The following is a 20252-nucleotide window of genomic DNA, read 5'->3' on the forward strand; positions in this document are numbered from 1 at the left end:
GCCACGAGATCGATCCACTCGCGCTATCCCGAGAGCGCCAACAACAGAGAATGACCAAGATGAACCGTCGCCGCCGTATCTACGAGGGCAAGGCAAAGATTCTGTATGAGGGCCCGGAGCCGGGCACTTTGATCCAGTTCTTCAAGGACGATGCCACCGCCTTCAACAAGAAGAAACACGAAGTCATCGACGGCAAGGGCGTTCTCAACAACCGCATTTCCGAATATATCTTCAGCCATCTGAACAAGATCGGCATCCCCACCCATTTCATCCGCCGGCTCAACATGCGCGAGCAGCTGATCAGGGAAGTGGAGATGATCCCGCTGGAGATCGTCGTGCGCAATGTCGCCGCCGGTTCTCTCGCCAAGCGCCTCGGCATCGAGGAAGGCGTCGTGTTGCCCCGCTCGATCATCGAGTTCTATTACAAGTCCGACGCCCTCGACGATCCGATGGTCTCCGAAGAGCACATCACCGCCTTCGGCTGGGCCAATCCGGCCGAGCTCGACGACATCATGGCGCTCGCCATCCGCGTCAACGATTTCATGACCGGCCTCTTCCTCGGCGTCGGCATCCAGCTTGTCGATTTCAAGATCGAATGCGGCCGCCTCTTCGAAGGCGACATGATGCGGATCATCCTCGCGGACGAAATCTCGCCCGACAGCTGCCGGCTCTGGGATATCGAAACCCGCGAGAAGATGGACAAGGACCGCTTCCGCCGCGATCTCGGCGGCTTGCTCGAAGCCTATTCCGAAGTCGCACGCCGTCTCGGCATCATCAATGAAAACGAGCCTGTGCGCGGCACCGGCCCGGTTCTCGTCAAGTAAGGCAGGAAAGACAAAGTGATCAAGGCTCGTGTCACCGTCACGCTGAAAAACGGCGTTCTCGATCCGCAGGGCAAGGCCATCGAAGGCGCGCTCGGCGCCCTCGGCTTTTCGGGCGTCGGCCATGTAAGGCAAGGCAAGGTCTTCGACCTGGAGCTCGAAGGCGCCGACAAGGCCGTGGCCGAGGCAGACCTCAAGGCGATGTGCGAAAAACTGCTCGCCAACACGGTCATCGAGAATTACGCGATCGCGATCGACTGACCATTGCAGACCTGCTCGTCATCCGACGGGTCTTATGGATTGAGCGTCATGCTGAAGGCAAAGCTGGAGACGGAAGTCTCGAAATTCATGAGCTATGTTTTGCGCCATGCGCCGGATGCCGCAGGCTTGACGCTTGATGCCGAGGGTTGGGTATCGTTCGATGATCTCGAAAAGGTGCTGACGTCGAAATACGGCGTCTCCCGCGCCGATATCCTCGAGGTGATCGACAACAGTCCGAAGAAACGCTTCACGCTTGTCGATAACAGGATCCGCGCCAATCAGGGCCACAGTGTCGAGGTCGACCTGGCATTGACCCCGGTTGAACCGCCGGCAGTTCTCTTTCACGGCACGTCACTCACGAACTGGCCGTCGATCGAGCGCGAAGGCCTGAAGAAGATGGAGCGGCACCACGTCCATCTATCGGCCGACATCGATACGGCGAAAATTGTCGCCGTGCGCCGCAAGGGCGACTATATCATTCTGCGTGTCGACGCAGCCGCCATGTTTTCAGAAGGCCATTCTTTCTTTGTCGCGGACAATGGAGTATGGCTCGCCGAGAGCGTTCCAGTCCAATATCTTTCGCGAAATGCGGGGACTCTATGAAATCAGCCGTCGTTCAACTTCCGGGCCTCAACCGCGATCGCGACATGATCGCCGCTCTCACCAAGATCACGGGTCACCAACCGGTGACGATCTGGCAGACGGAGACGGAAATCCCCGACGTTGACCTGATCGTCATCCCCGGCGGCTTTTCCTATGGCGATTATCTGCGCTGCGGCGCGATCGCCGCCCGCATGCCGGTCATGCAGGCGATCATCGACAAGGCTGCGAAGGGCGTGAAGGTGCTCGGCGTCTGCAACGGCTTCCAGATCCTCGTCGAAGCCGGCCTGCTGCCGGGCGCGCTGATGCGTAACGCCTCGCTGAAATTCGTCTGCCGCGAGATCAAGCTCGAAGTCGTCAATGCCGAGACGGATTTCACCCGCGCCTACGCGCAAGGGCAGGTCATCCGTTGCCCTGTCGCCCACCACGACGGCAATTATTTTGCCGACGAAGCGACGCTGGCGAAGATCGAGGGCAATGGTCAGGTGCTGTTCCGTTATGCCGAGGGCACCAATCCGAACGGTTCGATCAACGACATTGCCGGCGTGATGAACGAAAAAAGCAATGTGCTCGGCATGATGCCGCATCCCGAAAACCTGATCGAGGCCGCCCATGGCGGTTCGGATGGCCGGGGCCTCTTCGCCTCGGCGCTCGACGTCGTCGCCGCCTGACCCCCACCTCAGCCATGCCGCCCGCGGGCCTACCGCGGGCAACGGCGTGCAGCCGAGAAGACCTTCATCCGGATCACTGGAGCAAGATCAATGCGTCCCCGCCTCTCCGTCGCAAACGCCGCCTTGTTGACTGCTCTGGCAAACATTGTCGCCGCCTGCCAATCACCGGCACCGGCAGCAGGTCCAAACCGGGCGGCGTTGCCGACGATGGAGCGCGTAGCGCTCGGCGCCAATGCCTGCTGGTTCAAATCGGGCGATCCGGCCTTTGCAGCCTATAAGCTCGCTCCGGAGCTCAATTCCTTCTCCGGTCGGCCGCGCATCCTGCTCGTCCACAAGGCCAGCCCGGAAAGCCGGCCGCTGCTCGTCGTCCAGGCCGAGGGAAGCCCTGCCCGTCTGCAGGCCTTTGGTCCGATGATGTCGGACCCCGTCGCCGGCCGCATCGCCGCCGACGTCAATCGTTGGTCCGGCGGCAATAGAGCCTGCAATTGATCGCCGCGCTCACCCGCAGCATCAGTCCCAGAAAAATGACTTGCCGATTTCGCGTGCGGCTTCGGACTGCGATACCCCGATATCCTTGAGCCCTGCCGCCGTAAGCTCCCTGAGCGCGCGCCGTCCCTCCCGCTTCTGATGCCAGAGACGAATGGCGGCCCAGATCCGTCCCAGAGGCATCGTCGCCTCGGCAGGCGGGCTGGGAAGAATGACGCGCCTGTCCTCATAAGAGACAATCGGCACAATTGGCGTATTGATTTCGGGCAATGCAGACATTCCAGGAATCCTTTCGGCTCATCCGTGGAATTGACTCTTAATCTTGACAGGCACACAGTGACAATATAAGCAATTGTCACCATGACAAATTGGCTTCCTGATCTTTCCCGCGGCTCCGGGCCGGTCTATCTCCGGCTTGCCGACAGCATCGAATCCCATTGCGAGCGGCGCCCTGCCCGCCGGCAGCAAATTGCCGCCGCAGCGTAATCTTGCCTATGATATCGGGGTGACGATCGGCACGATCGGCCGCGCCTATGCGCTGGTGCACGAGCGCGGCCTGGTTGCCGGCGAGGTCGGCCGCGGCACCTACGTGCTGAACCGCGCCGAGACGCCGCCCGGCGAACAAACCGATGCACTGGCCGTCTCGCTTGGCGGCACTCGCTTTCAGGACGCGCCCGCCGACAAGATCCGTTTCGATACGACAGCCGCCCCCGATCTCGGCCAGGGCAAGATCATCTCAGCCATCCTCGCCGAGATCGGCGAACAGCATCTCACCGAGATTTCCTCCTATTCCCGTAGCTTTCCGCGGAACTGGTTCGACGCAGGCCGCCGCTGGCTTGCCCGCAGCGGCTGGACACCGGAGGTCGAAAACATCGTACCGACGCTCGGGGCCCATGCCGCGGCGGTTGCCGTTATTGCCGCTGTCTCGGCGCCGGGCGACAAGATCGTCTTCGAAAATCTGACCTATACCCAGGTCAGCCGCAGCGCCCGCCTTCTCGGCCGCCGTACGGTGACGGTCGATTCCGACGAATTCGGCGTCATTCCCGACGATTTCGAACGGCTCTGCCAGCAGCAGCATCCGAAGATCGCCTTCCTGATGCCGACCGTGCATAATCCGACAGTGACGATCATGCCCCACGAGCGGCGCGCGGCAATTGCCGCAATTGCCAGAAAGCACAGCGTCTGGCTGATCGAGGACGACCTCTACGGCGGCATGGCCGACGATGAGACGCCGCTCATCGCCGCGCTTGCGCCCGACCGCACCTTCCTGGTCAACGGCCTGTCGAAATCGGTCGCCGCCGGCGTGCGCGGCGGCTGGGTCGCCTGCCCGCCGCATTTTGCCCAGCGCATCAAGGTAACGCACAGGATGGTCACCGGCGGCCTGCCTTTCATCCTGGCAGAGACCTGTGCCCGCCTGGTCGAAAGCGGCCGGGCGCACGAGATCCGCCAGGAAGTTATCGGGGAACTCTCCCGGCGTGCCCACCTCGCCCGCGAGCATCTGCAGGGTTTCGACTTCGCGTCGCACCCGCATGCGCCCTTCCTCTGGCTGAAACTGCCGGAGCCCTGGATGTCCGGCACCTTCAAGAATGCCGCCTTTCGCGACGGCGTGCTGGTCGATGACGAAGACGAGTTTAAGGCGGCCCGCGGCGAGAAAACCTACTACCGCATTCGCATCGGCTTCTCCTCACCCAAAACGGGCCAGGAATTGACCGCAGGCCTGATGATCCTGCGCCGGCTGCTGGAAAATGGCGGTTCCGCCTATGACGGCGAAATATGACCTGTTGCAAATACACGCCATAATTCCGAAAAAACGCACACGCCTGACGAGAGCGCTTTACCGCTCCGACCCCCGTGCTACCTCTTTGTTATTCCCGCTTGGTGCGAATCAAAGGACGGCAGATGAGGGTCGAGTTCGGAAAGATCGCGTTACGCTTCTTGGGGCTGGCATCCGTGGCGGCCGTAGCCGTCACTTCGATGGCGGGTTCGGCCAATGCCGGCGAGCAGATATTCGATGAATTGCGTTTCGGGGCCTCCGCCTCGGTGCAATCGGGTCGTGCCGGGGAAGATGGCGTTTTTCCGGAGATTACCGCTCTCTTCGATCCTTTCGGATATGAGGAGGCCGTCGGCTGGCAGCAACAGCTGTTGCATCCCCGCGTCCATCTCGGCACCTCGATCGGCACCTCGGGTGAAGCAACGCAATTCTTCACGGGCTTCACCTGGACGGTCGATCTCAGCGAGAAGCTCTTTGCCGAAGCCGGATTCGGCGGCGTCATCCATACCGGCGAGTTGGACGACAATGATGACGGCCCGGAACTCGGCTGTCGCGTTCTGTTCCACGAATATGTCGGCGCCGGCTACCGTTTCACTCGCAATTGGAACGTGATGGCCCAGATCGCCCACTCCTCTCATGCCGATCTCTGCGACGGCCCGAACGACGGTATGACGCGCGCCGGCATCCAGATCGGCTACAAGTTCTGAGCGATTGCCGCCTTCACGAGAACAAAAGCCTGCCCGCCCTGTAAACTGAACCCCGAAGTTGGGTGTCCAACTTCGGGGATCAGTTCACTGTGTTGACGGTGGTTTTTTTCTGTCGCGCGCCGCCGCTACATAAGCTAAAGACAGCGCAAAACGCGCCAGGGACTTTCCGCTCATGACCATTCCAAACACCATCCCGATCACGTCGGAACTCATCGCAAACCACGGCTTGAAGCCGGACGAGTACCAGCGCATTCTGGATCTGATCGGCCGCGAGCCGACTTTCACCGAGCTCGGCATCTTCTCGGCCATGTGGAACGAGCACTGCTCCTACAAGTCCTCGAAGAAATGGCTGCGCACGCTGCCGACCAAGGGGCCGCGGGTCATCCAGGGGCCCGGCGAGAATGCCGGCGTCGTCGATATCGATGACGGCGATTGCGTGGTTTTCAAGATGGAGAGCCACAATCACCCCTCCTACATCGAACCGTATCAGGGTGCTGCGACCGGCGTCGGCGGCATCCTTCGCGACGTCTTCACCATGGGCGCCCGGCCGATCGCCGCGATGAACGCGCTGCGCTTCGGTGAGCCGGATCACCCGAAGACCCGCCATCTCGTCTCCGGCGTCGTCTCCGGCGTCGGCGGTTACGGCAATTCCTTTGGCGTTCCCACGGTCGGTGGCGAAGTCGAGTTCGATGCGCGTTATAACGGCAATATCCTCGTCAACGCCTTTGCCGCCGGCATCGCGAAATCGAACGCCATCTTCCTGTCCGAAGCCAAGGGCGTCGGCCTCCCGGTCGTCTATCTCGGCGCCAAGACCGGCCGCGACGGCGTCGGCGGCGCGACCATGGCATCGGCCGAATTCGACGAATCGATCGAGGAAAAGCGCCCGACCGTTCAGGTCGGCGACCCCTTCACCGAGAAATGCCTGCTCGAAGCCTGCCTCGAGCTGATGCAGACCGGCGCCGTAATCGCCATTCAGGACATGGGTGCGGCCGGGCTCACCTGCTCGGCCGTCGAAATGGGCGCCAAGGGCGATCTCGGCATTCTGCTGGAACTCGACAAGGTACCGGTCCGTGAAGAGCGGATGACCGCCTATGAGATGATGCTGTCGGAAAGCCAGGAGCGCATGCTCATGGTGCTGCAGCCGGAAAAGGAAGAGCAGGCCAAGGCGATCTTCGTCAAATGGGGCCTCGATTTCGCCATCGTCGGCAGGACGACCGATGATCTGCGCTTCCGCGTCATGCATCAGGGCGAAGAAGTCGCCAACCTGCCGATCAAGGATCTCGGCGACCAGGCGCCTGAATATGACCGCCCTTGGCGTGAATCCGGCAAGCCGGCGCCCCTGCCCGCTAATCTCGTCGCCGCCCCCAAGGATTACGGCCAGGCGCTGCTCCAGCTCGTCGGCTCCGCCAATCAGTCGAGCCGCCGCTGGGTCTACGAACAGTATGACACACTGATCCAGGGCAATTCTCTGCAGCTCCCCGGTGGCGACGCCGGCGTCGTGCGCGTCGATGGCCACAAGAGCAAGGCGCTTGCCTTCTCCTCCGACGTGACGCCGCGTTATGTCGAGGCCGATCCCTTCGAGGGCGGCAAGCAGGCGGTGGCTGAATGCTGGCGCAACATCACTGCGACAGGCGCCGAGCCGCTTGCCGCCACCGACAATCTCAACTTCGGCAACCCCGAAAAGCCCGAAATCATGGGCCAGTTCGTTCAGGCAGTGAAGGGCATCGGCGAAGCATGCCGCGCGCTCGATTTCCCGATCGTCTCCGGTAACGTCTCGCTCTACAACGAGACCAATGGCGTCGCCATCCTGCCGACGCCGACGATTGCAGGCGTCGGCCTGCTGCCGGACTGGCGCAAGATGGTCCGCATCGGCAGCGCCAATGTCGGCGACAAGGTGATCATGATCGGCGTCGACGGCAGCCACCTCGGCCAGTCCATTTACCTCCGCGATGTCCTTTTCAGCCGCGAGGGTCCGGCGCCGGAAGTCGATCTCTTCGCCGAGCGCCGCAACGGCGATTTCGTCCGCTCCGTCATCCGCAACGGCCAGGCGACCGCCTGCCACGACATTTCCTCGGGCGGCCTGGCCGTTGCCCTTGCCGAAATGGCCATGGCCTCGGACAAGGGCATTCAGATCGATCTCGCCGAAGGCAAGGGTGCTGCGCATGCGCTGCTCTTCGGCGAAGATCAGGCCCGTTACGTGCTGACTGTGCCGGCCGATGTCGCCGATTTCGTCTGCGTCAATGCGGAAGGCGCTGGCGTTCCCTTCCGTCGCCTCGGCACGGTCGGGGGCGATACACTTGATGTCGGCGATCTTATTTCACTGCCGATTCAGCAATTGCGCGATGCCCATGAATCGTGGTTCCCTGATTTCATGGAAGGCCGCGGCGAACTTGCCGCGGAATGATGCGCAAGGAGTAACGATCATGGCCATGAAACCCGGCGATATCGAAGACATGATCAAGGCTGGGATTCCCGGTGCCAAGGTGACGATCCGCGATCTGGCGGGCGACGGCGATCACTACGCCGCCGAAGTCGTCGCCGAAGCCTTCCGCGGCAAGAGCCGCGTGCAGCAGCACCAGATGGTCTACGAGGCGCTGAAGGGCAATATGGGTGGCCTATTGCACGCTCTCGCTCTGCAGACCTCCGCGCCGGATTGATATGCCGGCTTCGCCCGGTTGAAGCTTTGAAATGAAACAAGACCCGGGTGGAAGCATTCCTTCCTGCCGGGTCTTTGGTTCTCTGCAAAGCGGTTCTGGATGACAAAGGTGCCCGAACTCGTATGCACCCTACGTCAAACAGTTGCGACCGCCTTGAGCTGGCGCGCAACCATTTAGGTCAGGCTGATACGCTTGCCCGCTGCGGCGGATCGCTTCACGGCATCGATAACCTTCAAGGTTTCTAGTCCCTCACGTCCGCTGACCAGCGGCGCTTCTTCGCCTCTGATGACCCTGCAAAGCTGGCGTATCTGCAAGATGAGCGGGTCTTCATTCTCGACTTCGGCGCGATTGCATTCGAATGGTTCCGTCCAACTCCGCTTGCTGGGATTGCTCCACATTTCGAGTGACGGCACCGACAGCGACCCGCGGGTGCCGCCGATCATGTAGCAGGCCTCCCCAGTTTTAGGATAGGCGGGATTTTCGCCGGTCGTCATTTCCCAACTCCATGGGGCGACGACGCAATCCGAAACGGAAGCAGTGCCGAGAATTCCGTTCTTGAACTCGATGAGGATCACTGCGGTCTCCTCAACGGCGTTTCCGCGAACTGCATTGGATTCGCATGCCTGGACGGCAGCGATATCTCCAAACAGGTAACGAAGGTTGTCGATGTCGTGGATCAGATTGAGAAAGACTGGTCCCGCGCCGCGTTCGCGCCGCCAGGAAGTGTCGAAGTATTCCTCCGGTTTGAATAGCCAGAACATGGCATTTACGACCAGTATTCGCCCGAGCTCTCCGCTTTCGATAATCTGTTTAGCCCTTTGCATCATCGGATTATGTCGGCGATGATGTCCGGTCAGCAGCGGAACGCCTTTGGCCTCGGCTATCTGAACAAGCTTCTCGCCAGCGGCAATATCGTCGGCGATTGGCTTCTCGATCAAGGCCGGGATGCCGGCCTCTACGGCCTCAAAGCCGTTTCTGACATGGATCTGGTTGGGCGTCGCGATGATGACGCCGTCGGGGCGCCCCGCGGCGACCAGTTCAGCGAAGCTCGAAAACCATTTGGTGCCGACCTCGCTTGCGATCGCCTCTCCAGCCGGGGTCGGATCGACGATAGCGATAAGCTCTGCCATCGGTTCGTCCAGCACGTGTTTGATGTGACGCCTTCCGATAAGCCCCGCTCCGAGGACCGCCAGTCTGACTGCGGGAGCCATTGTCACTCCTTCTTCGGCACCTTGAGCATCGTCGCGACTCGGCGGATTCCGAGCTGATAGCCCTCCGTACCAAGACCGGCGATGACTCCATCGGCGCGGTGGGAAACGAAAGAATGATGACGGAAGCTTTCACGCTTATGCACGTTGGAGATATGGATCTCGATGACGGGACCTTCGAATGTGTTCAAGGCGTCGAGAATTGCCAGCGACGTGTGCGTGAATGCGGCCGGATTGATGACGATGCCGGCTCCGTCTTCGCGCGCTTCGTGGATCCAGTCGATGATTTCATATTCACGGTTGCTCTGGTGGAAACGGATCTCGTGGCCGAGTTCCGAGGCCAGTTTCCGGCAGTCTGCTTCGACGTCGGCCAGCGTCTCGTGACCATAGATGTGAGGCTGACGCTTGCCGAGCAAATTGAGGTTTGGGCCATTGAGAACGTAGATCAAGCTCATTGTAATTGTCCTTGTGAGGGCGTTGCCAGGCTCAGGCGAACGCTATTTGCTGGAATGCGAAGTCCGGATCGGATTCGTAAAGATCTGCCCGCAGCCCCAGCCGGCCCGCTTGCAGCGCGGGGGCCGCTACATCGCACGCGGCTTCGAGGACCGCCTTCAACAGCCGCCGCTTCGTTTCTGCCGGCCGGCCAGGCGCCATGCGCACGATTATCTGGATGAAGTGATTGTCCGGATGCTCGTCGCCGACGCAGGAGAAGGTCGCCTCCCTGGCAAACGTCCGCACGGCTGTGGGTTTCACCAGGCCTCCGTCGCGCACTCGATGATGGACCGCTCTGGTCAATTCGTCGATCGCTACCCGTTCGGCAGCACCTCGGCTGTAGTCGATGATAATGTGCGGCAAGGCATGTCCTCCCGGTCAGGCTGGAGCTCGGCACAATTCTTCGAAGTGACGCGACATGCGTTCCGCATCCGGTTTTACACACGTGAATAGTTCAAAGGCAGCCGCGGCCTGGAACACGGTCATGCCGCCGCCCGGCAAGGTCCTGCACCCCTTCTTCTCTGCCAGGGCCAAAAGTTCCGTCACGAGCGGCATGTAGACGATATCGGCGACCCAGTGACGTGGGTGAAGCCATTCCGGTTCGATCGGGAGACCCGGATGACTTCGCATGCCCGTCGGCGTCGCGTGAATCAGCCCATCGGCCGAAGCGAGCGCCGCACCGACTTCCCTGACCGGCTGCGCGCAGGTTCTTGAAAAGCGCCGGTTGAGCTGATCGGCAAGCGCGGCGGCGCGATTTGTGTCCTGGTCGAAGATCGAGAGCATCTCGATACCGAGCTTAATTGCCGCGTGCGCGACCGCCACCCCTGCGCCGCCGGCTCCGAGCAGGACGGCATGCGTTTTGGCGACACCGGGCATGCCGCGCTCGAAATTCTTGTAGAAGCCATACCAGTCCGTATTGTGCCCGATCCGCTTTCCGTCCCGAAGCACAACCGTGTTGACCGCTCCGAGCATCTCGGCGTCCTCCGACAGGCTGGTAAGATGAGCGATGACCGTCTGCTTGCAGGGGTGCGTGATGTTGCTTCCCGCGAATCCGCGGTCTTCGAGCTCTACGAGCAATTCAGGCAGCGCAGAAGCGGGTAAACTGCGCTCGGCGAAATCGACGAGTTCATAATGGTAATCCAGCTTCAGGTGCCGCGCCTCGATTTCGTGCAGGGCGGGTGACTTCGACATCTGGATGTCGGCTCCGATGAGACCGACGAGGAATTTGTTATTGTTCATCTCAAAAACCCAATCGGCTCAGTGATGTGCGAGGATCTCGCCAAGGAAAGCCTTGGTGCGCTCATGCTTCGGAGACTTGAAGAAGACCTCGGGCTCGGCCTCCTCTATGATCTCGCCGGAGGCCATGAAGATGACCCTGTCTGCAACCTGACGGGCGAAGCCCATTTCGTGGGTGACGCAGATCATGGTCATGCCGTCGCGTGCGAGTCCGATCATCGTGTCCAGCACTTCCTTGACCATTTCCGGATCGAGCGCCGATGTGGGTTCGTCGAACAGCATCGCCTTGGGTTCCATGCAGAGCGCCCGGGCAATGGCGACACGCTGTTGCTGCCCTCCGCTGAGCTGCGCGGGATATTTCTCCGCCTGATCAAGGATTCGAACTCGTTCGAGGTATTTTCTCGCCAGCCTCTCGGCGTCGGCCCGGCTGGTTCCGCGGACCCTCATAGGTGCAAGCGCGCAGTTCTGCAGAACGGTCATGTGCGGGAACAAATTGAAGTTCTGGAACACCATCCCGACTTCACGCCGAATGGCATCAACCGCCTTACTTGTGCCGTCGAGCAACTGCCCCTCGACGATGATCCTGCCTTCCTGGATCAGCTCGAGAGCGTTGATGCAGCGGATCAACGTCGACTTGCCGGAACCCGAAGGTCCGCAAAGGACGATCTTCTCACCTTTGCGAACCGACAGGCTGATGTTTTTCAGCGCATGGAAGGAGCCGTACCACTTCTCCACCTGATTTAGAGATATCAATGTCGACTGATCATTAGCGGAACTGAGCACGGCGCCCTCCATGTATGCTTTACTTAACGGTGAACGGAATGTTGGGGATGGATTCCGGGAACGTCGGCAGATCGATCTTCATCCACTTCTTGGTGATGGCTGCAAGTTCGCCATTAGCCTTGATCTTGTCGAGAAAGGCATTGACGGCCTCGTTCCAGTCCTTCTCGCCCAGTCGCGTTCCAACGCCATTGTAAGTCGTCAGAAAGTCGATCTTGCGCTCGTAGGTGCCGGCGCTGGCGGCATCGAGCCGCTGTCCGTAGAACATGTTGCCTCCGACGGCCTTGACCTGTCCGGAGACCAGCGCCTGAATGGTTGCGGCGTCGTCGTCGAAACGGCGGACGGTCGCCGTTGATCCCATCGCGTCGGTAATAGCCTTGTCCTGCGAGCTGGACTTCGGCACGCCGATTTCCCAGCCGGCTACATCGGCAGGCGTTTTTGCGGTATCGGCCCTTGCCGCATAAAGTGAGATCGTGTTCGCCGCGTATGGCTTGCTGTACTGGATCGATTTGGCGCGCTCTTCCGTCATGGCCATGGTGGCGAACAGGATGTCGACCTTGCCGGTGGTCAGGGCCGGAATGCGGTTGGCGACAGCGAGCGGCTGGAACTCGACCTTAACTCCGAGTTCCCTAGCGAAGAGTGTCGCGACATCGGCATCGAACCCGTCCTGCTTGCCGCTCGTGTTGACGAAGCCCCATGGCGCGTTGTCGCCCTGAATGCCGACGACGATCGTGCCCTTGGCCTTGATCTCCTCGACGGTCGCCGCGGAAGCCGCAGCAGCGCCTACCGTGGCGAAGGCGGCCGTAGCCAGGGCCATTCCAAGAAATTGTCTGCGATTGCTATACATTCCATTCTCCTCCTCTGTGGTCTTTGCTTCGAGCGAAGCAAGGTTAGCGGGCAGCTTTTGCCATCCGTTTTTCGAGGCCGCTCCCGATGTGGGAGAGAGGCCAACAAATGATGAAATAGACTATTCCGACGATCCCAAAGACGAGCAGCGGGCGGTAGGTCTGGTTCGAAATGATCTGTCCGGCACGGGTCAGCTCGATGAAGCCGACGATTGCTGCGAGCGATGTGCCCTTGATGAGCTGAACGAGAAATCCGATGGTTGCAGGCATCGAAATCTTCAGCGCCTGTGGTAGGACAATGTCCTTCAATCGAGAGACGTAATGCAGCCCGAGCGCGTTCGCGGCTTCGGTCTGTCCCTTCGGAACGGCCTCAATCGAGCCGCGCCAGATCTCGCCCAGGAAAGCGCTCGCATGCAGGGTGAACGCTATGGCCACAGCGATCCATGCATTGACGTCGACGCCCAAAAGCGCGACGCCGTAGTAGACGACGAAAAGCTGCATCAGGAGCGGCGTGCCCTGGAAGAGCGCTATGTAGCCCGACGATACGAAGCGTGCGACACGGTTCTGCGACGTGCGCACCAGAGCGATCAGGATTCCGAATATGCCTCCGCCGAGGAAGCCGATGATGGCCAGCAGCACAGTCCACTTCAGACCCTGCAAGAGGAAGAACAGCTCGTTTTCGCCGATGGGACCCATGAACGCCTCCTATCGGGTCGGGTAGTTGAAGTAGGAACGGGAGATAAGGGCGAAGATGCCCATCATCAGGCTCGAGATGACCAGGTAGATTGCGGTCACGCTGAAATAGACCTCGAAGCTTCGGAAGGTGTCGGATTCGATCCGCTGCGCCGCCGAGGTCAGCTCGTAGGCGGCGATTGAAGTGCAGACCGAAGTCGTCAAGGTCAGCATCACGAACTGGCTGGTCAGGGACGGATAGATCGCCCGCAGAGCCGGCTTCAAAACGATCAGCCGGAAGACATCGGCCTTATGCAACCCCAACGCAAAGCCTGCCTCGACCTGCCCCTTGCTCACGCTTTCCACGCCGCCTCGAATGATCTCAATCGCATAGGCGCCGCCATTGATCCCCAGCGCGATGATGGCAGTAGCTGTAGGGTTTAGACGGATGCCCATAAGCGGAAGGGCGAAGTAGATAAAGAATATCTGCACCAGGAACGGTGTGTTTCGAACGATCTCGATAAAGGCAATTACCGGAGCTCGGACAAGTTTGTTCTTGGACGTTCTTGCAGCGACGCCGAGAATACCGATCGTGAGCGCAAGGATCATTCCGGCAACCGCGAGACCGAGCGTCCCAAGCGAACCCCAAAACAATTCCGGGGCGCGGTCGAAGACCGCACCAAAATCGAACGTATAGCCCATATGTTGACTTCCTCCCTCCGGCGCGGCTCACGCCTTGCCGGCGCCGATCAGCGATCCGGCCCGAATAATTCTTCGGCCCTGTCGTACAGATGTTTCAAATGCGTCTCAGGCGGGGCAGACCCTGCGAGTGGGACTTCCACCGAGATCGCCGCGGAGCTATCGACCGCTGCAACGAGTTCCTTCAATGGCAATTCACCCTCCCCCGGTGCGAACCGCCCGCCTCTAGCTTCAGTGATCATCTCCTCTGGTGTCACCGGCGCTGGTCCAGTGACATCGCACAACTGAACGTGCCTTACCCTGCCAATCTCGGTTCGGAGCGAGGCGAGCGTACCGCCATTCCTGAAGAAATGTACTCCGTCGACGAGGGCGCCGGCATTGCGGGCACCGCTCGCCTTCACAAGATTGACGCTGTCCTGAAAGGTTTTAATCACCCGCCAACCCATGTTCTCGATATCGACAGCCAAGCCGTAGCGGTCCGCAAGGCCGCAGAGATCCGAGAAGTTCGATGCCAATCTGGCTTGATCAGGATCATCTCCGCAGACACTGAGCCGGCGTGCTCCAATGTTCGCAGCCGCAGCGACTGTCGCCTCCACCGACGACGCGTCGAACGAGGGGTCGATTACGAAGAACTCGATATCGAAAACCTCGATGCCTTCACCGGCAAGCACGGTTTTCAGCTCGCGCGCAGCCGAACCACCGACAGGCAACTCGTAGTAGGGCGCACCAGGGAACGCCGGATTCAGTCTGAGCCCGACCCTGGAAAATCCCGCGCACGCAGCGGCCTTCGCAAATTCTATGGGAGACAGCAATATCGCTGAGAAGTGCGCGACGCCAATCAGTGGCGCCGATTTCGATGTTACGGCGGCCATCACGCGATCCCCTTCGCCGCGAGATGGTTGCGCAGATTGGTGCCGGTGCGATGGATGTGCTGGCGGAGCTTCTCGCAGGCATAGTCGACATCACGCGCGACCGCTCCCTGGGCAATCTCGCTGTGCTCCTGCCCTACATTGCGGTCCCCCGACGTACGGATCAAGAAGACGCGGCGATATCGGTCGTTGAGATTCAGCAGAAGACTGCAGAAGTGAAGTAGCAGAGGTTTGCCACAGCCCGAGATCAAGGTGAGGTGGAATTCGCGGTGAAGCGCCTCCCATTGCTCCAGCGTTTCGGGACGCGCAGCGTCGCGCTCCGAGCGGTTTAGACGATGAAGCGCACGCATAATGTTGCCCTCCCATTCGACGTCGCCAAGACGCATGGATTCACGCAGCGCAAAAACCTCGAGCTCCTCGCGCAGGCTCGTGACCTCTTCCAGATTAGCCAGCGAGATCGGGGCGACGCGATAGCCTCTGTTGTCCTGAAACTCGACCAGGCCGTCTGAAATGAGCCGGGCCAAGCCCTCCCGCAACGGGCTCAGGCTGACGTTGAAAGTCTTCCGCGCCTTGTCGAGATTGATCTTGCTGCCCGCTTCCAGCTCACCGGAGATGATCGCCTCCCGAAGGCGCGATGCGAGCTGGCTGCCGATGGTGTTCTTACCATCGTCGAGAAAGCCGGTTGACGGCACATCTTCTGTTAACGGCCCAAGAGAGCTGTCGTCGGCCGTGTCCATTCTTCCTCCAGCAATCTAGCGCAAGTTTCGATTATCGGTATAATAAACGATTATTTATGTCAACTTAGAAAAGTGTCGAGCTTCCCATCTCTCGCCTTCAGAAGCCTTTTAATCACGTCATTTCCAATGCTTACGGCATCCTTCTGGCCATGCTTTCATTGGCAGCCAGCATTGAGCGCATAGTGACAGCTTGACAAATAATCGATTATTTTGATAGTCGAACCTCATTGGGAGGTAGCCTTATGGCAATAAGAACGGAAAGCGAGTTGACGCCGGCCGTCCTCGCCGTGATGAACCGCACGGAAGATCCACGGTTGCGGGATATACTCGTTGCAATGGTGAAGCACCTCCACGCATTCGTGCGGGAAGTCAGGCTGTCGGAAGTCGAGTTTCGCGAAGCGACCGCCATCCTCAACGAAATTGGCCAGCTGCAGACCGACAGCCACAACGAATTCGTGCTCATCGCCGGATCGCTTGGCGTCTCGTCCCTTGTGTGCCTGCTCAACAACGGCGACAACGGGCAGACCGAGACTTCACAGTCGCTACTCGGGCCGTTCTGGCGGCTCAACTCTCCACGGGTGGAAAACGGCGGAACCATCATCCGGTCGGAAACGCCGGGAACACCCCTGTTTGTCCACGCGAAGGTGGTTGATCGAGGAGGCAAGCCCATCCAAGGCGCCGAGATCGACGTATGGCACGCCTCGCCTGTCGGCCTTTACGAGAACCAGGATCCTGATCAGGCGGAAATGAACCTGCGCGGCAAGTTCACTACGGACGACGAGGGTCGATTCTGGTTTAGAACGGTCAAGATGGTGGGCTATCCCATCCCTGTCGACGGAGTCGCCGGTCGGCTTCTCCAGGCGCAAGGTCGCCACCCTTACCGACCTGCGCATCTGCACGCCCTGATCTTCAAAGAGGGATACAAAACCCTCATTTCCCAGGTCTTCGACCCGAGCGATCCGAACATTGATTCCGATGTGCAGTTCGGCGTCACCGCGGCTTTGACAGGCGACTTTGTCCGTCATGATGAGCCGCACCCGTCCGACGCGGACGTCACTGGCCCGTGGTTCTCGCTCGACTACACCTACGTCATGGAGCCAGGCGAGGCCATCCTGCCGCGTCCCCCGATCAAATAACGAAACAAGCAGAGCCAAATCATGATTACGCAAAAGGAACGCCAGGCGGCAGCCGACGCACTGCTGAAGGCAGAAACCGAACGCAAGCCCATCGTCCAGCCGAGCAGGACATATCCGAATTTGGAACTCGAAGACGCTTACGAGATCCAAGCACTCTGGGCGCAGGCCCGGATTGCAAAGGGCGCGCGGATCGCGGGTCATAAAATCGGACTGACGTCGCGGGCGATGCAGATGGCCTCGAAAATGACCGAGCCCGACTACGGCGTGATTCTCGACGACGCCCTCTATAACGACGGAGCGCAGATCAGGGCGGATCTCTTCATCAAGCCTCGCCTCGAAGTCGAACTCGCCTTCGTAATGGGCGAAGATCTCGAGGGACCAAGCGCTCGGATCTATGATGTCATGCGCGCGACTGAATTCGTCGTTCCTGCGCTTGAGATTATCGACTACCGAACCGAGGTGCCCAGAGCGATCACCGACACGATCGCCGACAACGCCGCCTTTGGAGCGATTGTCGTGGGCGGCCGTATCATCCGGCCGATGGATATCGACATCCGCTGGGTCGGCGCGACACTTTCGAAAAACGGCATCATCGAAGAATCAGGTGTTTCCGCCGCTATAATGGGGCATCCGGCCGCGGGTATCGCCTGGCTCGTGAACAAGCTCCATTCCGTCGGAGGCGGCTTGAAGAAGGGCCAGATCGTGCTTGCCGGCTCGTTCACCCGCCCTGTGGACATCGTCAAGGGCGATGTCATCCAAGCCGACTATGGTCCGGTCGGCTCCATCGGCGTCTCGTTTGTGTGAGGCGCCGATGGAACTTCCCGTCAATCACTTCAAACGGAAACTGAGAGCCGGCAAAAGCCAGATCGGTCTCTGGTGCGGCCTTCCCGGAAGCTACGCGGCAGAAATCGTCGCGCCGTCGGGCTTCGATTGGGTGCTGTTCGATACAGAGCACTCTCCGAGCGACGTCCTCACCGTCCTACCGCAATTGCAGGCGGTCGCGCCTTACGACGTTTCCCCGGTCGTACGCCCGGCATTTAACGATCCCGTGTTGATCAAGCGCTTTCTGGATATCGGCGTCCAAACGCTCCTCGTTCCCTATGTTCAGAACGAAGAGGAAGCGAAGGCGGCGGTCGCCGCCATACGGTATCCGCCGCACGGGGTCCGCGGGGTCTCCGCTCTAACGCGCGCCACCCGCTTCGGGCGCGTGCCGAACTACGCGCGAATTGCCGAACAGGAGATCTGCCTGCTTCTGCAGATCGAGACCCGAGAGGCACTCGGTCAGCTAGAGGCCATCGCAGCGGTCGAAGGCGTCGACGGCGTGTTCATTGGCCCCGCCGACCTGGCGGCCAGTTTCGGTCATCCCGGCCAACCGGGGCATCCCGAGGTGGTCGCGGCCATTGAAGACGCGATCGGACGCCTGAAAATTCTTGGAAAACCGGCAGGCATCCTCACGCCGGACGAGACGTTTGCAGCCCGCTGCATTTCGCTCGGGACGTTGTTCACCGCCGTTGGCGTAGACGTCGCCCTCCTTGCGAGAGGATCGGAGGCGCTCGCAGCACGGTTTGCATCTTAGGGAGTTCGCGCCGATGTCGACGCGGAAGAAAGTTCTGTCCGAGATAGCGCCCGCGGGTGTGATCCGGGCCGCCGTCAACATGTCGAATACAGCGTTGGTCCAGTGGGACGATCAGGCGGGCACCTTGGTCGGTCCAAGCGCTCGGATCGGTCACAAAATTGCCGAGCAACTGGATCGCGGCCTCTCGCTGATTCAGTACAGCTCGGCCGCCGACATCCTCGCCGCTGCGGACCGCGGCGAGTGGGACATTGCTTTTATTGCCTCGGATGCATCGAGAGCCGACCGGTTCTCCTTTTCACCTCCCTACATCTCCGTCAGAGCGACCTATTTGGTGCCGGAGGACTCAGCGCTTCGAACGGTCGGAGACGTCGATGCTGAAGGACTGCGGATAGCCTCCGCAAGAAGCGCCGCCTATACGAAGCAGCTCGAGCGTATTCTTGAAAAGGCGACTGTCTCGCATACGGACAGCCCGGCAGCTGCCATCGATCTCCTTATCGGGTCGCAATGCGACGCGGCTGCGGGATTGACCGAATTCCTCGTTCAGAGTTCGGAGCGAATTTCCGGCTTCAGGCTGGTGGAGGGAGCGTTCTCTGAAATTCCCCAGACGATCGCCGTGCACCGAAGAGCCATTCATGCCTCAGCCTTCTTTGCGGATTTCGTACACCGTCTGAATGCAAGCGCTGGAGCGCCGTAAAGTAACGTCCTCGGCTCTTGGGCGCGTGCTGGCCTTGGCGGGATCAGAACGGCAATATCGTAACCAGCCAACACCGCTGGAGCCCAGCCTTCAAGCCGGCAGCTTATTCTGCTCCGGAGAGGCAAAGACCGAGGCCGGCATCGGTCCTGACGTCATCAGGGTGAAATCAAAGGGCGCCTTGAGATCTGGGCCGAGCACATATTGCCGATGGACCCGCAGTTGGTCCTTGCGGATCTTCCGGTAATGTTCGCTCGTCAGCATCTGCTTGACGCGGATAAGAAGGATCTTTGCCGGCGGCGCATCTGCATGGCCGGAGACGGCAACGACCGGCACCTTGTAGAAATTGATCGAATCCGTCAGGCATTGCACGTCAAGCCAGGAGATCTCCGGACAGCGGGCGATCAGGCCAACGCGGGCGCGAAGCATTGTTGCCGATGACAGCAAGGCGCATTGCAGAACGGCGCTGCCGAGTGTGGCGAATACCACTCGCTTGCCCGCGAAGATCCCCGGCTCCCTTTCAAGCAGTATGCCGATGACATGGGCGGCGACGCTCGATCCCATGCTGTGCGAGGAGATCACGTACTCGTCCGCCTCCTCGGCGAGCGCCTTGCGCACCGCAGTCGCCCGCTCTTCCAGCCAGTCGTTGAAGTCGGCCCGATCCATACGGCCGAGCGCCACTGCCATTTCCCAATCGGCAAAAAGATGCAGCGTATGGAAACGCTCGGAAAAAGGCAGGAAGGCGAAGATGAAGAAGCAGAGCGCCAGTGACCCACTCCAGAGCACGTGCCAGGCGGAGAAGCCGAGACTATAGGGCAGGAAGACGATCTCGGCCGTCAGCGCGATCGCCAGCGCCGTCAGCAGGAACGGAAAGAGGAAGAACAGGCCGAAACGCCACGCATGCCTGAAATATCCCCGCATGCCACCTTCCAGCATGATCTCGGCGCAGCTCCGAAAGCCTGCAATGATCCGGCTCAGTGTGTTGCGGCCGCGCAGCCGACGCACGAACATGTCGTGATCAACCATATGGATCCGGCTCTTCGTCCGCCAGCCGGCGGAACCGGTCTCCGCCGCAGGCGCCGTTTCGCGGGCTCCCGCGCTGCCCGTCGTGACCTCGAAGCTGAGAGGATCGCTTCCCGCCTCCGGCACGCCGATTTCGACGGAGTAGCCCCAGACGGCAGCACTCTGTCTGGCAGAGCGTTCGTACCGCGCCCTATGGGCAAGGCCGTCGAGCGGCTCGAAGCCCGGGAAATGCAGGACGACCCGCTTCTTTATCAATGTCATTCCGCTGTTCCGGCCGGGGCAAATAGCCGGCATATTGCTGCAAACCACCTGCT

24 protein-coding genes and 1 pseudogene are annotated in these 20252 nt (G+C 60.3%); 13 read left to right on the forward strand and 12 right to left on the reverse strand.

What is annotated here, in order from left to right:
* The first annotated feature begins 59 nt into the window (after positions 1 to 59).
* The 5 genes from purC to Tal182_RS12380 all read left to right on the forward strand — a co-directional run bounded on the left by purC (position 60) and on the right by Tal182_RS12380 (position 2842).
* Complete coding sequence (gene purC, locus Tal182_RS12360) at positions 60 to 824, forward strand: phosphoribosylaminoimidazolesuccinocarboxamide synthase (protein ID WP_011425538.1); 765 nt, start codon at positions 60 to 62, stop codon at positions 822 to 824.
* Positions 825 to 839: 15 nt separating this feature from the next.
* On the forward strand, positions 840 to 1082 hold the full coding sequence (gene purS, locus Tal182_RS12365; RefSeq protein ID WP_085859601.1) for a phosphoribosylformylglycinamidine synthase subunit PurS: 243 nt from the start codon (positions 840 to 842) through the stop codon (positions 1080 to 1082).
* A 48-nt stretch (positions 1083 to 1130) separates the two neighbouring features.
* A complete protein-coding gene (locus Tal182_RS12370) occupies positions 1131 to 1685 on the forward strand; it encodes an RNA 2'-phosphotransferase (protein WP_064810476.1) in 555 nt (184 codons plus the stop codon).
* The gene (gene purQ, locus Tal182_RS12375; protein WP_085859602.1) at positions 1682 to 2353 is read left to right on the forward strand and encodes a phosphoribosylformylglycinamidine synthase subunit PurQ; all 672 of its coding nucleotides are present in this window, start codon (positions 1682 to 1684) and stop codon (positions 2351 to 2353) included. Before Tal182_RS12370 ends, purQ begins: the two co-directional genes overlap by 4 nt.
* A 90-nt stretch (positions 2354 to 2443) precedes the next feature.
* A complete protein-coding gene (locus Tal182_RS12380; RefSeq protein WP_064802874.1) occupies positions 2444 to 2842 on the forward strand; it encodes a hypothetical protein in 399 nt (132 codons plus the stop codon).
* Between the two features lie 21 nt (positions 2843 to 2863).
* Here the strand turns inward: Tal182_RS12380 and Tal182_RS12385 are convergent, their stop codons facing one another.
* Complete coding sequence (locus Tal182_RS12385) at positions 2864 to 3118, reverse strand: DUF1127 domain-containing protein (protein ID WP_064802876.1); 255 nt, start codon at positions 3116 to 3118, stop codon at positions 2864 to 2866.
* An 81-nt stretch (positions 3119 to 3199) separates the two neighbouring features.
* Here Tal182_RS12385 and Tal182_RS12390 point away from each other — a divergent pair.
* From Tal182_RS12390 to Tal182_RS12405, 4 genes and pseudogenes are all read left to right on the forward strand, one after another.
* A pseudogene (locus Tal182_RS12390) lies at positions 3200 to 4616 on the forward strand (PLP-dependent aminotransferase family protein).
* Positions 4617 to 4738: 122 nt separating this feature from the next.
* The gene (locus Tal182_RS12395) at positions 4739 to 5317 is read left to right on the forward strand and encodes an acyloxyacyl hydrolase (RefSeq protein WP_085859603.1); all 579 of its coding nucleotides are present in this window, start codon (positions 4739 to 4741) and stop codon (positions 5315 to 5317) included.
* 172 nt (positions 5318 to 5489) lie between these two features.
* Positions 5490 to 7721, forward strand: coding sequence for a phosphoribosylformylglycinamidine synthase subunit PurL (purL, locus tag Tal182_RS12400; RefSeq protein ID WP_085859604.1), 2232 nt, complete (start codon positions 5490 to 5492; stop codon positions 7719 to 7721).
* 19 nt (positions 7722 to 7740) lie between these two features.
* Positions 7741 to 7974 (forward strand): BolA family transcriptional regulator, encoded by a 234-nt coding sequence (locus Tal182_RS12405; protein WP_011425547.1) that lies wholly within the window; start codon positions 7741 to 7743, stop codon positions 7972 to 7974.
* 173 nt (positions 7975 to 8147) lie between these two features.
* On the opposite strand, the gene Tal182_RS12410 is transcribed toward Tal182_RS12405, so the two are convergent.
* From Tal182_RS12410 to Tal182_RS12455, 10 genes are read right to left on the reverse strand one after another with little or no spacing between them, the layout of a single operon-like run.
* Positions 8148 to 9185 carry a Gfo/Idh/MocA family oxidoreductase gene (locus Tal182_RS12410; RefSeq protein WP_064810479.1) on the reverse strand — a complete coding sequence of 346 codons (1038 nt, stop codon included), beginning with the start codon at positions 9183 to 9185 and terminating at the stop codon, positions 8148 to 8150.
* A gap of 2 nt (positions 9186 to 9187) precedes the next feature.
* Positions 9188 to 9637 carry a type II 3-dehydroquinate dehydratase gene (aroQ, locus tag Tal182_RS12415; protein WP_064802885.1) on the reverse strand — a complete coding sequence of 150 codons (450 nt, stop codon included), beginning with the start codon at positions 9635 to 9637 and terminating at the stop codon, positions 9188 to 9190.
* 31 nt (positions 9638 to 9668) lie between these two features.
* Positions 9669 to 10037 (reverse strand): 5-carboxymethyl-2-hydroxymuconate Delta-isomerase, encoded by a 369-nt coding sequence (locus Tal182_RS12420; protein ID WP_064802887.1) that lies wholly within the window; start codon positions 10035 to 10037, stop codon positions 9669 to 9671.
* 15 nt (positions 10038 to 10052) lie between these two features.
* Entirely contained in the window at positions 10053 to 10913 is an 861-nt protein-coding gene (locus tag Tal182_RS12425; RefSeq protein ID WP_064802889.1) for a shikimate dehydrogenase, read from the reverse strand.
* An 18-nt stretch (positions 10914 to 10931) separates the two neighbouring features.
* Positions 10932 to 11705, reverse strand: coding sequence for an amino acid ABC transporter ATP-binding protein (locus Tal182_RS12430; RefSeq protein ID WP_064802891.1), 774 nt, complete (start codon positions 11703 to 11705; stop codon positions 10932 to 10934).
* Between the two features lie 7 nt (positions 11706 to 11712).
* Entirely contained in the window at positions 11713 to 12537 is an 825-nt protein-coding gene (locus tag Tal182_RS12435) for a transporter substrate-binding domain-containing protein (RefSeq protein WP_085859605.1), read from the reverse strand.
* A gap of 43 nt (positions 12538 to 12580) precedes the next feature.
* Positions 12581 to 13231 (reverse strand): amino acid ABC transporter permease, encoded by a 651-nt coding sequence (locus Tal182_RS12440; RefSeq protein ID WP_085859606.1) that lies wholly within the window; start codon positions 13229 to 13231, stop codon positions 12581 to 12583.
* A 9-nt stretch (positions 13232 to 13240) separates the two neighbouring features.
* Positions 13241 to 13909: an amino acid ABC transporter permease gene (locus tag Tal182_RS12445; protein ID WP_064802896.1), complete on the reverse strand. Its 669-nt coding sequence runs from the start codon at positions 13907 to 13909 to the stop codon at positions 13241 to 13243.
* A gap of 47 nt (positions 13910 to 13956) precedes the next feature.
* Positions 13957 to 14778: a sugar phosphate isomerase/epimerase gene (locus tag Tal182_RS12450; protein ID WP_085859607.1), complete on the reverse strand. Its 822-nt coding sequence runs from the start codon at positions 14776 to 14778 to the stop codon at positions 13957 to 13959.
* Entirely contained in the window at positions 14778 to 15512 is a 735-nt protein-coding gene (locus Tal182_RS12455; protein WP_064802900.1) for a GntR family transcriptional regulator, read from the reverse strand. Before Tal182_RS12455 ends, Tal182_RS12450 begins: the two co-directional genes overlap by 1 nt.
* 242 nt (positions 15513 to 15754) lie before the next feature.
* Here Tal182_RS12455 and Tal182_RS12460 point away from each other — a divergent pair, with 242 nt between their 5' ends.
* Genes Tal182_RS12460 through Tal182_RS12475 form a run of 4 tightly spaced genes read left to right on the forward strand, consistent with a single transcriptional unit; the run spans position 15755 to position 18918 of the window.
* On the forward strand, positions 15755 to 16648 hold the full coding sequence (locus Tal182_RS12460; RefSeq protein WP_085859608.1) for a dioxygenase: 894 nt from the start codon (positions 15755 to 15757) through the stop codon (positions 16646 to 16648).
* A gap of 21 nt (positions 16649 to 16669) precedes the next feature.
* A complete protein-coding gene (gene hpaH / locus Tal182_RS12465; RefSeq protein WP_085859609.1) occupies positions 16670 to 17452 on the forward strand; it encodes a 2-oxo-hept-4-ene-1,7-dioate hydratase in 783 nt (260 codons plus the stop codon).
* Positions 17453 to 17459: 7 nt separating this feature from the next.
* Entirely contained in the window at positions 17460 to 18224 is a 765-nt protein-coding gene (hpaI, locus tag Tal182_RS12470) for a 4-hydroxy-2-oxoheptanedioate aldolase (protein ID WP_064810482.1), read from the forward strand.
* Positions 18225 to 18237: 13 nt separating this feature from the next.
* Positions 18238 to 18918 (forward strand): transporter substrate-binding domain-containing protein, encoded by a 681-nt coding sequence (locus Tal182_RS12475; RefSeq protein ID WP_085859610.1) that lies wholly within the window; start codon positions 18238 to 18240, stop codon positions 18916 to 18918.
* Between the two features lie 90 nt (positions 18919 to 19008).
* Here Tal182_RS12475 and Tal182_RS12480 read toward each other — a convergent pair whose 3' ends face one another.
* Positions 19009 to 20199 carry a hypothetical protein gene (locus Tal182_RS12480; RefSeq protein ID WP_085859611.1) on the reverse strand — a complete coding sequence of 397 codons (1191 nt, stop codon included), beginning with the start codon at positions 20197 to 20199 and terminating at the stop codon, positions 19009 to 19011.
* Between the last annotated feature and the right edge of the window lie 53 nt (positions 20200 to 20252).

This window comes from Rhizobium sp. TAL182, from assembly GCF_002117725.1.
Classification (GTDB): domain Bacteria; phylum Pseudomonadota; class Alphaproteobacteria; order Rhizobiales; family Rhizobiaceae; genus Rhizobium; species Rhizobium esperanzae.

Bases quoted from the DNA above. Each gene is read 5' to 3' on its own strand.
- purC (WP_011425538.1), top strand. From the start codon at position 60: ATGAACCGTCGCCGCCGTATCTACGAGGGCAAGGCAAAGATTCTGTAT.
- Tal182_RS12370 (WP_064810476.1), top strand. From the start codon at position 1,131: ATGCTGAAGGCAAAGCTGGAGACGGAAGTCTCGAAATTCATGAGCTAT.
- purQ (WP_085859602.1), top strand. From the start codon at position 1,682: ATGAAATCAGCCGTCGTTCAACTTCCGGGCCTCAACCGCGATCGCGAC.
- Tal182_RS12380 (WP_064802874.1), top strand. From the start codon at position 2,444: ATGCGTCCCCGCCTCTCCGTCGCAAACGCCGCCTTGTTGACTGCTCTG.
- Tal182_RS12385 (WP_064802876.1), bottom strand. From the start codon at position 3,118: ATGTCTGCATTGCCCGAAATCAATACGCCAATTGTGCCGATTGTCTCT.
- Tal182_RS12395 (WP_085859603.1), top strand. From the start codon at position 4,739: ATGAGGGTCGAGTTCGGAAAGATCGCGTTACGCTTCTTGGGGCTGGCA.
- purL (WP_085859604.1), top strand. From the start codon at position 5,490: ATGACCATTCCAAACACCATCCCGATCACGTCGGAACTCATCGCAAAC.
- Tal182_RS12405 (WP_011425547.1), top strand. From the start codon at position 7,741: ATGGCCATGAAACCCGGCGATATCGAAGACATGATCAAGGCTGGGATT.
- Tal182_RS12410 (WP_064810479.1), bottom strand. From the start codon at position 9,185: ATGGCTCCCGCAGTCAGACTGGCGGTCCTCGGAGCGGGGCTTATCGGA.
- aroQ (WP_064802885.1), bottom strand. From the start codon at position 9,637: ATGAGCTTGATCTACGTTCTCAATGGCCCAAACCTCAATTTGCTCGGC.
- Tal182_RS12425 (WP_064802889.1), bottom strand. From the start codon at position 10,913: ATGAACAATAACAAATTCCTCGTCGGTCTCATCGGAGCCGACATCCAG.
- Tal182_RS12430 (WP_064802891.1), bottom strand. From the start codon at position 11,705: ATGGAGGGCGCCGTGCTCAGTTCCGCTAATGATCAGTCGACATTGATA.
- Tal182_RS12435 (WP_085859605.1), bottom strand. From the start codon at position 12,537: ATGTATAGCAATCGCAGACAATTTCTTGGAATGGCCCTGGCTACGGCC.
- Tal182_RS12440 (WP_085859606.1), bottom strand. From the start codon at position 13,231: ATGGGTCCCATCGGCGAAAACGAGCTGTTCTTCCTCTTGCAGGGTCTG.
- Tal182_RS12445 (WP_064802896.1), bottom strand. From the start codon at position 13,909: ATGGGCTATACGTTCGATTTTGGTGCGGTCTTCGACCGCGCCCCGGAA.
- Tal182_RS12450 (WP_085859607.1), bottom strand. From the start codon at position 14,778: ATGGCCGCCGTAACATCGAAATCGGCGCCACTGATTGGCGTCGCGCAC.
- Tal182_RS12455 (WP_064802900.1), bottom strand. From the start codon at position 15,512: ATGGACACGGCCGACGACAGCTCTCTTGGGCCGTTAACAGAAGATGTG.
- Tal182_RS12460 (WP_085859608.1), top strand. From the start codon at position 15,755: ATGGCAATAAGAACGGAAAGCGAGTTGACGCCGGCCGTCCTCGCCGTG.
- hpaH (WP_085859609.1), top strand. From the start codon at position 16,670: ATGATTACGCAAAAGGAACGCCAGGCGGCAGCCGACGCACTGCTGAAG.
- hpaI (WP_064810482.1), top strand. From the start codon at position 17,460: ATGGAACTTCCCGTCAATCACTTCAAACGGAAACTGAGAGCCGGCAAA.
- Tal182_RS12475 (WP_085859610.1), top strand. From the start codon at position 18,238: ATGTCGACGCGGAAGAAAGTTCTGTCCGAGATAGCGCCCGCGGGTGTG.
- Tal182_RS12480 (WP_085859611.1), bottom strand. From the start codon at position 20,199: ATGACATTGATAAAGAAGCGGGTCGTCCTGCATTTCCCGGGCTTCGAG.